The 9,444-nt window shown below is 68.6% G+C and carries 8 protein-coding genes, 1 tRNA gene and 2 pseudogenes; 7 read left to right on the top strand and 4 right to left on the bottom strand.

All coding sequences use genetic code 11. The annotated features are described in order from the left end of the window. Positions 1–765, bottom strand: a pseudogene (locus ACIKT0_RS08605) (hypothetical protein); the annotation flags it as partial. A 77-nt stretch (positions 766–842) separates the two neighbouring features. On the opposite strand from ACIKT0_RS08605, the gene ACIKT0_RS08600 reads away from it, so the two are divergent. The 5 genes from ACIKT0_RS08600 (at position 843) to ACIKT0_RS08580 (ending at position 4,558) form a co-directional block, all read left to right on the top strand. Then, on the top strand, positions 843–1,295 hold the full coding sequence (locus ACIKT0_RS08600) for a phasin family protein (RefSeq protein WP_407104947.1): 453 nt from the start codon (positions 843–845) through the stop codon (positions 1,293–1,295). Between the two features lie 181 nt (positions 1,296–1,476). Then, a complete protein-coding gene (locus ACIKT0_RS08595; protein WP_407104946.1) occupies positions 1,477–1,950 on the top strand; it encodes a phasin in 474 nt (157 codons plus the stop codon). Between the two features lie 154 nt (positions 1,951–2,104). Next, positions 2,105–2,181: transfer RNA gene (locus ACIKT0_RS08590), tRNA-His, on the top strand. Between the two features lie 169 nt (positions 2,182–2,350). Beyond that, entirely contained in the window at positions 2,351–3,490 is a 1,140-nt protein-coding gene (locus tag ACIKT0_RS08585) for a CobW family GTP-binding protein (RefSeq protein ID WP_407104945.1), read from the top strand. A gap of 54 nt (positions 3,491–3,544) precedes the next feature. Beyond that, a complete protein-coding gene (locus ACIKT0_RS08580) occupies positions 3,545–4,558 on the top strand; it encodes a WD40 repeat domain-containing protein (protein ID WP_407104944.1) in 1,014 nt (337 codons plus the stop codon). Between the two features lie 37 nt (positions 4,559–4,595). Here the strand turns inward: ACIKT0_RS08580 and ACIKT0_RS08575 are convergent, their stop codons facing one another. From ACIKT0_RS08575 to ACIKT0_RS08565, 3 genes are all read right to left on the bottom strand, one after another. Beyond that, positions 4,596–6,074: a methyl-accepting chemotaxis protein gene (locus tag ACIKT0_RS08575; protein ID WP_407104943.1), complete on the bottom strand. Its 1,479-nt coding sequence runs from the start codon at positions 6,072–6,074 to the stop codon at positions 4,596–4,598. Between the two features lie 152 nt (positions 6,075–6,226). After that, on the bottom strand, positions 6,227–6,733 hold the full coding sequence (locus ACIKT0_RS08570; protein WP_407104942.1) for a PAS domain-containing protein: 507 nt from the start codon (positions 6,731–6,733) through the stop codon (positions 6,227–6,229). Between the two features lie 91 nt (positions 6,734–6,824). Then, positions 6,825–8,255: a homospermidine synthase gene (locus ACIKT0_RS08565; protein ID WP_407104941.1), complete on the bottom strand. Its 1,431-nt coding sequence runs from the start codon at positions 8,253–8,255 to the stop codon at positions 6,825–6,827. 149 nt (positions 8,256–8,404) lie between these two features. Here ACIKT0_RS08565 and ACIKT0_RS08560 point away from each other — a divergent pair, with 149 nt between their 5' ends. After that, positions 8,405–8,956: a sigma-70 family RNA polymerase sigma factor gene (locus tag ACIKT0_RS08560; RefSeq protein ID WP_407104940.1), complete on the top strand. Its 552-nt coding sequence runs from the start codon at positions 8,405–8,407 to the stop codon at positions 8,954–8,956. Then, positions 8,953–9,321: pseudogene (locus tag ACIKT0_RS08555) on the top strand (NrsF family protein); the annotation flags it as partial. The gene ACIKT0_RS08560 and the pseudogene ACIKT0_RS08555, both read left to right, overlap by 4 nt. Positions 9,322–9,444 lie beyond the last annotated feature (123 nt).

The raw sequence follows: 9,444 nt of genomic DNA, 5'->3' as shown, positions 1-9,444 counted from the left end.
CGGCGCGCGGGTCTGCAGCCGCTCGGCCACCTCGCCGGCGGGGTCGAGCTCGAGCTCGGCGCAGACCTCGTCCCATGGGCGGCCGAGGGCCGAGGCCGCGCTCGATCCCACCACTTCGCCGAGGTCGGGAGAAAGAAAGGCGATCCTGCCGCCGGCGTCGATCTCGAACACGAAACGCAGGTCGGACCAGTCCGGCGCTGCGCTCGGCGCGGCTGCGGGCTCCTCGCCGCCGTCTTTCTCGCCGCCGTCATCTTCGGCGGCGGGCTCTTCGGCCACGTGTTCCTGCGCCACGTGTTCCTGCGCAATGTGTTCCTGGGCCACAGGCTCCGGGGCGGGGACTTCCTCGCTGCGAAGAGGCTCGTCGGGCTGCGCGGGCGGAAGCTCTTCGAGCGCCGGGCCGACGTCCGGCGATGGCTCGGCCTGTTCCGCCTGCGCTTCCGCGCCGCCGCCGGCTGATCGCTCGACGCTTTGCAGCAGCACGCCGTGCCCGTCGCCGACGACGACGCGCGACCCCCTGAACGTCATCGCGGGCCGGCCGGGCCCTTCCGTGCGGATCCGCACCAGTCCGCTCGTGGTCGAAGCCCCGATCCGCTCCAGCACGGCCCTGGCGGCGCCGCCGAACGCGCCCTGCGCCCTGAGAACCTCGGCCGCCGGGTTCGCCCAGACGATTTCGCCTCTGCCGCCGACCACGAACGCAGCCGGCGCGCTCTCGTCGGCAAGCGTGCGTTCCGCGTCGAAAGCGTTGAGGGGCGCGTCCAGGCCCATATCGTCCTCAGGCTGAGGGATCCGCAGCGGCGCTGCGTTAATGAACTGTTAAATACCGGCCGCTGGAGAGGCCGTCTATGGCGGCGCCCCGAGTGATCCGCCATGATCCGCCGTCAGGGTTAACTTCGGCCCGCAGGAGCCTTGCCGCCATGACGGACACCCCCAAAGGGACGTCGGAAAACTACCAGATTCCCAACGAACTGCGCGATTTCGCGGAGCAGAGCGTCGACCAGGCGCGCAAGGCGTTCTCGGGCTTCCTGGACGCCACCCTGAAGGCTGCCACGTCGCTCGAGACTCAAGCCGAAAGCGCGCAGGGGAGATTCCGCGACGTCGCCGGGGACGCGGTCTCCTTCGCGGAGCAGAACATGGCGGCGAGTTTCGACTACGCGCAGAAACTGCTCCGCGCGGGCTCGGTTGAGGAACTGCTCCGCATCCAGACGGAGTTCGCCAAGAGTCAGCTCGAGACTCTTGCCCGGCAGGTGCAGCAGCTTGGCGGGACCGCCGGTCGCTCGGGCGACACAAAAGCCTGAGATAGATAGCCCCAAGCGCTTGCTTATTTTGCAGTGCAGCATTAGGTGTGCAGCGCACCAGAGAGTGTCGCGGCAGCGGGCGTATCGTCGCGACTACTGCTTATGAAGGCGATCGCGCAGCCCGGCGGAGCGCGGCCTTCTGACCTTTTCACCTGTCCGCCGCACCTAGTGAGGAAGACAGATGGCTACCACCCAGAAGACCGCGTCCAAGGCTGAAGAGATGGTGGACGACGCCGCGGCGGCGGCGCGCGAGGCCAGCGAGGCGGCCCCGGCGGCCGTTCGGGAACTCGCCGACAAAACCCTGCGTCAGGCGAAGGACGGCTATGCGCGCCTGAAGTCCGTGGCCGAGGAGACGTCCGACGCCCTTGAGGACGCCTACGCGACGACCTCCAAGAGCTACAAGGAGCTCGGCCGGAAGTCGGTCGAGGCGACGCGCTCCAACGTCAACGCGCATTTCGATTTCCTGCAGGCTCTGCTCGGCGCCAAGTCGGTAAGCCAGGCGGTCGAGCTTCAGGCGTCCTATACGCGCCAGCAGTTCGACGTGATGACGGGGCAGCTCAGGGAGCTTTCCTCGCTCGCCCAGAAGGCGACCGCCGAAAGCGCGAAGCCGTTCCGTGATCTCGCCTCCCGCAGCCTGCGGCAGACCCAGATCTGACCTTTCGGCGCGGCCGGCTCCGCCGGCCGTCGCACCCTGAAAACCCCGGGCGAGCACCTCGTCCGGGCGTTTTTGCGTCTTGGGCAGGTCGAACACGCTTGCCCGCCGCGGAGCTTTCACCTAGGTTCCGCGCGCCCTGACCGGCCCCCGTCAGGCCGCCATAGCTCAGTTGGTTAGAGCGCCAGATTGTGGATCTGGAGGTCCCCCGTTCAAGCCGGGGTGGCGGTACCACGGGCCCCGGCCCCAAGCGGCCCTTCTTCATCACCCCCCTGCGCCGACGCGCCGTTCGACCGGCGGCATTGCTCCGCGGCGCGGGATGACGTCCCGCCCCCCCGTCGCTATATCAGGCGCCGCTGTTCCGCGGCCGCCCGGCGTGGCGGCCCTTTCCGCTGGAGACCCCATGGCTGCCGACGCCTCGTCCGACAAGACGCCCGTCACCGTGCTCACCGGCTATCTCGGCGCCGGCAAGACCACGCTGCTCAACCGCATCCTCTCCGAACCTCACGGAAAGAAATACGCCGTCATCGTCAACGAGTTCGGCGAGATCGGCATCGACAACGACCTCGTCGTCGGAGCCGATGAGGAAGTCTTCGAGATGAACAACGGCTGCGTCTGCTGCACCGTGCGCGGCGACCTGATCCGGATCCTCGAAGGCCTGATGAAGCGCAAGGGCAAGTTCGACGCGATCATCGTCGAGACCACTGGCCTGGCGGACCCGGCGCCGGTGGCGCAAACCTTCTTCATCGACGAGGAGGTCGGCCGGAAGGCCCGGCTCGACGCGGTCGTCACCGTCGCGGACGCAAAGTGGCTGACCGAGCGTCTCAAGGACGCGCCCGAGGCCAAGAACCAGATCGCGTTCGCTGACGTGATCCTGCTCAACAAGACCGACCTCGTCTCCAGGGACGAGCTCGATGAGGTCGAGGGCCGGATCCGCGGCATCAACCCCTACGCGCGGGTGATCCGCACCACGAAATGCGACGTGCCGCTCGACGCGGTGCTCGACAAGGGCGCCTTCGACCTCGACCGCATCCTCAGCATCGAGCCGGCCTTCCTGGAGGCCGACGAGCACGACCATGACCATGACCACCACCACGGTCATGGCCACGACCATCATCACCACCATGAGCATGGGCCGGACTGCGGCTGCGGACATGACCACGCCGCGGGCGAGGATCATGGTCACAAGCATCACGACCACGGCCATGGCGAGCACAGCCATGGCGGCCTCAAGCACTATCACGACGAGACCATGCAGTCGGTCGCGTTCGAGATCCCGGGCGACGTCGACGCCAACAAGTTCATGCCCTGGGTCAACAATCTCGCTCAGACCGAGGGCCAGAACTTCCTTCGCTGGAAGGGCATCCTGGCGTTTGCGGGCGAGCCCCGCCGGTTCGTCTTCCAGGGCGTGCACATGATCCTCGACGGCGACCTGCAGCGCGAGTGGAGGCCGGACGAGAAGCGTCGCTCGAAGATCGTGTTCATCGGCAAGGAGCTCGACGAGGCCAAGCTCAGGCAGGGTTTCGAGGCCTGCGCGGCCTGAAGCTCGCGCGAACCCGCCGATCCGCCGAAACGCCATCTCCGGAACTGACCCTTCATGTCCATGCCCTCTGACGCCGGCTACCCGTCGCTGGTGGACCGCACCCGGCCCGTGGAGGCCGGGGCCTATGTGATCGCCGCGGCCTTTCTGGGCGAGGCGGCGGCCTTCGCGCTCGGCGACGGCGCGGTGCTGTTCGTGGGGGAGGGCGGCGAGACCCGGATCGCGGCTCATGAGGGGGGCGTGCTCGTGGCGGCCGCGGCCGGAAGCGAGCTCGTCACCGGCGGCGACGACGGCAGGGTGCTGCGGTTCAGGGGCGTCGGCGCCCCCGAGACGCTCGGAGAGGTCGGCGGCGGCTGGATCGACGCAGTCGCCCTCGGGGCGGACGGCGCGGTCGCGTGGTCGTCCGGAAAGCGCGTCTTCGCGCGCGACGGCAAGGGCGAGGTCAGGTCGACCGAGGCGCCGTCGGCGGTCCGCGGGCTCGCCTTCGCGCCCAAGGGCTATCAGGTCGCCGCCGCGCGCTATGGCGGCGTCTCGCTATGGTTTCCGCGCGTGGACGCGGCCCCGAAGGAGCTCGCCTGGAAGGGGTCGCATATCGACGTGACCTTCTCGCCCGACGGACGGTTCGTGGTCACGACCATGCAGGAGAACGCGCTCCACGGCTGGCGGATGGCCGACGGCGCGCACATGCGGATGTCGGGCTATCCGGGCAAGGTGCGCTCGGTGGACTGGACGAATGACGGCAAGACGCTCGCCACCGCGGGCGCCGACGCCGCGATCCTGTGGCCGTTCCAGGCCAAGGACGGCCCGATGGGCAAATCCCCCAAGGAACTCGGCGTCCGGCCGGCGCGGGTGTCGCGCGTCGCCTGCCATCCGCGCGCCGCGGTGGTGGCGCTCGGCTATGAGGACGGCTGCGTGCTGATGGTTCGGATCTCCGACGGGGCGGAGATCCTCGGGCGCAATCCGGGAGAGGGCGGTCCGGTCACGGCCCTGGCCTGGGACCGCGCCGGGGCGCGCCTCGCCTTCGGCACGGAGGACGGCGCCGCCGGCGTCGTGGCGCTGCCGGCCGACTAGTCCCACGCGGCGAGGCGGCGGTCCGGCAGGGACAGGCTCAGCTTGCGATCGCGAGCGACGACTGGCGCACCTTGTGGGCCGAAGCGCTGATCGATCCGGTCGACTTCGCGATGCCGTCCATGCTGGCCGATATGGCCGCGACGCCGGCCGCCGCGGTCTGCATGTTGGTCGACATGGTGGCGGCGACCGCGTTCTGCTCCTCGACCGCGGCCGCGATCGCGCCGGAGATCTCGTTGATCGACGTGATGGTCGCCGCGATCGCCTCGATGGCCTCGACGGCGTTCATGGTCGCGGCCTGGCTGCGCGCGATCTGGGCCTCGATCTCCTCCGTCGCCTTGCGGGTCTGGCACGCGAGGTTCTTGACCTCGGACGCCACGACCGCGAAGCCCCGGCCGGCTTCCCCGGCCCGGGCCGCCTCGATGGTGGCGTTCAGCGCGAGCAGGTTGGTCTGGCCCGCAATGTTCCCGATCAGGTCGACGATCTGCCCGATCCGATCCGCGGAGGCGGCGAGGCCTGACACCACCTCGTTGGTCTCCTTCGCCTGCCGGACCGCATGATCCGAGATGTTCAGCGCCCGTCCGAGCTGCTGGCTGATCTCCCCGATGGACGCGCCGAGTTCGCCGACGCCGTGCGACACGGCGGTCACGTTGGCCGAGACGTCCTTGGAGGCGTCGGCGGCCCCGTCGGTCTGGGCGGCGACGTCCGAGATCGCGTCGCTGATCTCGCGGAGGTCCCGGTCGATCGTCACCTGAAGGCCGGACCTGCGGCTGCGGTCCTGAACCTGAGCGGTGACGTCGGTCGCGAACTTGACCACCTTGAACGGAACGCCGTCCGGCGAGAACACGGGGTTGTAGGAGGCCTGGATCCAGATCTCCCTGCCGCCGGCGCCGACCCGCCGGAACTCGGCCGATCTGTACTCGCCGCCACGGAGGGCTTCCCAGAAGGCGCGGTACTCGGGGCTCTGGGCATGAGCCGGCTCGACGAACATGCTGTGATGCCGTCCACGGATCTCCTCGATCGTGTAGCCGAGCACCGCGAGGAAGTTGGCGTTGGCGTCGAGCACGACCCCGTCCAGGGTGAACTCGATGACGCCCTGCGAGCGATAGATCGCCTTGATCTGCGCGTCGTCGTCGGCCGCCTTGAGCTTCTGCGCCGTGACGTCCACGGCGAGCTTCATGATCCTCACGGGCCGGCCGTGGCGCAGCACCGGGTTGTAGGACGCCTGCAGCCAGACCGAGCGGCCGTCCTTCGCGATGCGGCGGTACTCCGCGGAGCGGTGTTGGCCGCTTCTCAGAGCCTCCCAGAACGCCGCATAGCCCGGGCTGCGGGCGTCTTCTTCGGGGACGAAGATCCTGTGGTGCTTGCCCCGGATCTCCTCCAGCTCGTAACCGACGACGTCGAGAAAATTCCGGTTCGCGGTGACGATCTCGCCGTCGGGCGTGAACTCGATGATCGCCTGCGAGGTCTCGATGGCCGCAAACTTCGCCTGCAGATCGTTGTGGAACAGCTGCTTCATTGCGGCCTCGGTGGATGGACCGCTGCAGCCTGAAGAACCTGCGTTGATTGTTCGTTAAATGCGGCCGAAATCGCCCGCAGGACGCGCCGGAACCCGGCGGGCGGCCCCTAAAAAAGCGTTAATTTCGCCAGCGCCCAGCGCCCAGCGCCCGATCAGGCCGGCGGATGTTCGGCCGCGGGGGGCAGGCTGGCGAAGGCCGCCATGCTCCTGAGGGCTGCAGGCAGATCGCTGTCGGGCACCGACACCGGCTCGAAGCGGCCGGCGACGCCGCTTCCGGGCCTCCCGCGACGGCGCGCGACCTCCCGCTCGAAGGCGAGGAAATGGGTAGGCTCGCCGTCCGGCCCGAGCAGCGGCCGGCAGTCGATCTCCACCAGATACTTGGCGCCGTCTCCGCGGTAATTCGTGATCTGCCCGTGGAAGCGCTGCTTCTCGGCGAGCGCCTTCGCGAAAAGATCCAGCGTGGGGCGGCGGGTCTCACGGCCCTGCATGAACCGGGGGCTGACGCCGATCACCTCCGCGAGCGGCCGGCCCGTCAGCAGCGCGAATGCAGGGTTCGCATAGAGGATCAGCGGCCCGGGCGCCGCGGGCTGGGCGTCCGTCAGGCAGATCGCGACCGGGCTGTCCTCAGCGAGCGCCCTGATCAGCTCGATGATCGTCATCTGCGCGATCCGAACTGGCGGGCGGCCGAACGGCCGCATCCGCCTTTTTCCTGGGTCCGGGGCCGGGATTAACGGCGCGGACTGGCTTCAGTCACCTGACGAAGAAGTTCCGGAACTGCCAGGGATCGCTCTCGTCGATGTTCTCCGGGAACAGGCCGGGGCGGTTCGCGAGCGGAGTCCAGTCCGTGTAGTAGCCCTTCACCGGCCCGAGATAGGGGCGCTGGATCTCGAGGCAGCGCTTGAAGTCCATCTCGTCGGTCTCGACGATGCCCTCGTTCGGGTTCTCCAGCGCCCAGACCATGCCGGCGAGGACCGAGGAGGTCACCTGCAGGCCGGTGGCGTTCTGGTAGGGCGCGAGCGTGCGGGTCTCCTCCAGCGAGAGCTGCGAACCGAACCAGTAGGCGCCCTTGCCGTGGCCGTAGAGCAGGACGCCGAGCTCGTCGACGCCGTCGACCAGCTCATCCTCGTCGAGCACGTGCAGCCTGTCCTGCACCTTGCCCTCCGCGCCGAACAGCTCGTGCCACGACAGCACCGCGTCGTCGGCGGGGTGATAGGCGTAGTGGCAGGTCGGCCGGTAGACCGGCTTGCCGTCCTCCCAGACGGTGAAGTAGTCGGCGATCGAGATCGACTCGTTGTGGGTGACCAGGAAGCCGTATTGCGGCCCGGGCGTCGGGCACCAGGTGCGCACCAGGGTCGCGGCGCCTGGCTGCATCAGGTAGATCGCCGGCGCGTTCGGGTCCGGATGCCGTTCGGCGTTCGCCGGCGCCCACTTCTCGTGGGTGCCCCAGCCCAGCTCGGCCGGCTGCAGGCCTTCCGAGATGAAGCCCTCGACCGACCAGGTGTTCAGGAAGACGTTGGGCTCCTTGGGCTTCTTGCCGCGCTGCGTGTCGCGCTCGGCGATGTGCACGCCCTTGACGCCGATGTGGCGCATCAGCGCGGCCCATTCCTCGCGCGAGGTCGGCTCCGGCACGTTGAGCTTCATGTCGGAGGCGATGTTGAGCGCCGCCTGCTTGACGAAGAACGAGACCATTCCGGGGTTCGCGCCGCAGGTCGAGACCGCCGTGGTGCCGCCGGGGTTGCGGCGGCGCGCGTCCAGGGTCATCTGGCGCAGGGCGTAGTTGGAGCGCTCGCTCGGGCCCTTGCTCTTGTCGAAGTAGAAGCCGAGCCACGGCTCGTTGACGGTGTCGATGTAGAGGCAGCCCAGCTCCCGGCAGAGCTCCATGAGGTCGACCGAACCGGTGTCGACCGACAGGTTCACGCAGAAGCCCTGGCCGCCGCCATTGGTCAGCAGAGGGGTGAGCAGCTCGCGGTAGTTCTCACGGGTGACGGCCTTCTGAATGAAGGGCACGCCGTACTCGTCCAGAACGTGCTTGTTGAGGTCGCTCGGATCGATCGCGACGATACGGCTCTTGTCATACTCGAAGTGACGGTCGATCAGCGGCAGCACGCCGCGCCCGATGGAGCCGAAGCCGATCATCACGATGGGACCGTCGATCTTGGCGTACACCGGATAATCCGTCATTCCTCAAAACTCCTTCGCTTGGCGAGCCTAGTCGCCGGCGATAAAGGCCGAACGGGGCAGGACAATCAACCGCGCAGCGTGACGCGGACATGACGGCCTCCGCGTAACGCCGCCGGCTCTCTCCGCGTATCGCTCAACAAGGATCCCCGGTGCGCCATCAAGAACGGGACTGGGCTTCCTGGATGAAGGCGGCGCACGCCGGAGACGCGGCCTCCTACAGGCGGCTTCTCGAGGCGCTGACGCCGTTTCTCCGGGCGGTGGTCCGCAGACGCGGCGCGTCGCTGGGATTGGACGCAGCGGATGTCGAGGACGTGGTTCAGGAGACCTTGCTGGCGATCCATCTCAAGCGCGGCTCCTGGGATTCACGGCAGCCTGTCGGTCCCTGGGTCGCGGCGATCGCGCGCAACAAGGTGATCGACGCCATGCGGCGCCGCGGTCGTCGCATCAACGTGCCGATCGAGGACTTCCTGGAGACGCTGCCGGCGCCGGAGCCCGAGGGCGAGCTTTCCTCGCGCGAAGCCGAGCGGCTGATCGACGTGCTCAAGGGGCGCCAGCATGAGGTGGTCAAGTCGATCACCATCGATGGCGACGATATCCGCGGAACCGCGGAGCGCCTCCATATGAGCGAGGGAGCAGTGCGGGTCGCGCTGCATCGTGGACTGGCCGCCCTGTCGGCGGCCTATCGGAGTTTCAGGGAATGAGGACCGAGGCGCTGATCGGCGCTCTGACCGCGGACGCCGCAGCCAACAAGCCGCGGCGGCTGACGCCCGTGTTCTGGACGGCCGTGGCGGTCGGGACGCTGTGCGCCGCGGCGGCTTTCGCGCTGACCATCGGGCCGCGCGCCGACGTCGTGACCGCGCTGGCCTCGGTGCGCTACGTGTTCAAGTTCGTGGTGACGATCGCGCTCGCCATAGGGGCGGCCGCGTTCCTTCGGCGGCTGATGCGTCCCGCGGCGACGTCAGGGCCCGGCGCCCTCGCGCTGTGGGCCGCCCCCATCCTGCTCGCGCTCGGCGTGGCCGTCGAGCTGATCGTCATGCCGTCCGCGGAGTGGTCGGACCGCGTCATCGGCCACAACGCGCTGCTCTTCTCGAAGAACCGCCACGGCCGCTTCCGCGACAGCGACCTGCTGCGCAAGCTGTTCGAGACGGTGGTCCGCCGCTGCATGGCGGAGGGTCTCGTCGGTGGCGAC

The organism is Hansschlegelia beijingensis, assembly GCF_045505405.1.
Classification (GTDB): Bacteria; Pseudomonadota; Alphaproteobacteria; order Rhizobiales; family Methylopilaceae; genus Methylopila; species Methylopila beijingensis_A.
The sequence above is the reverse complement of the archived record's forward strand: the minus strand, read 5'-3'. Positions and strand labels throughout refer to the sequence as shown.

What these genes read in the sequence shown, in the direction of transcription:
- ACIKT0_RS08600 (WP_407104947.1), top strand. Translation starts at nt 843, where the DNA reads ATGGCGGCGCCCCGAGTGATCCGCCATGATCCGCCGTCAGGGTTAACT.
- ACIKT0_RS08595 (WP_407104946.1), top strand. Translation starts at nt 1,477, where the DNA reads ATGGCTACCACCCAGAAGACCGCGTCCAAGGCTGAAGAGATGGTGGAC.
- ACIKT0_RS08585 (WP_407104945.1), top strand. Translation starts at nt 2,351, where the DNA reads ATGGCTGCCGACGCCTCGTCCGACAAGACGCCCGTCACCGTGCTCACC.
- ACIKT0_RS08580 (WP_407104944.1), top strand. Translation starts at nt 3,545, where the DNA reads ATGTCCATGCCCTCTGACGCCGGCTACCCGTCGCTGGTGGACCGCACC.
- ACIKT0_RS08575 (WP_407104943.1), bottom strand. Translation starts at nt 6,074, where the DNA reads ATGAAGCAGCTGTTCCACAACGATCTGCAGGCGAAGTTTGCGGCCATC.
- ACIKT0_RS08570 (WP_407104942.1), bottom strand. Translation starts at nt 6,733, where the DNA reads ATGACGATCATCGAGCTGATCAGGGCGCTCGCTGAGGACAGCCCGGTC.
- ACIKT0_RS08565 (WP_407104941.1), bottom strand. Translation starts at nt 8,255, where the DNA reads ATGACGGATTATCCGGTGTACGCCAAGATCGACGGTCCCATCGTGATG.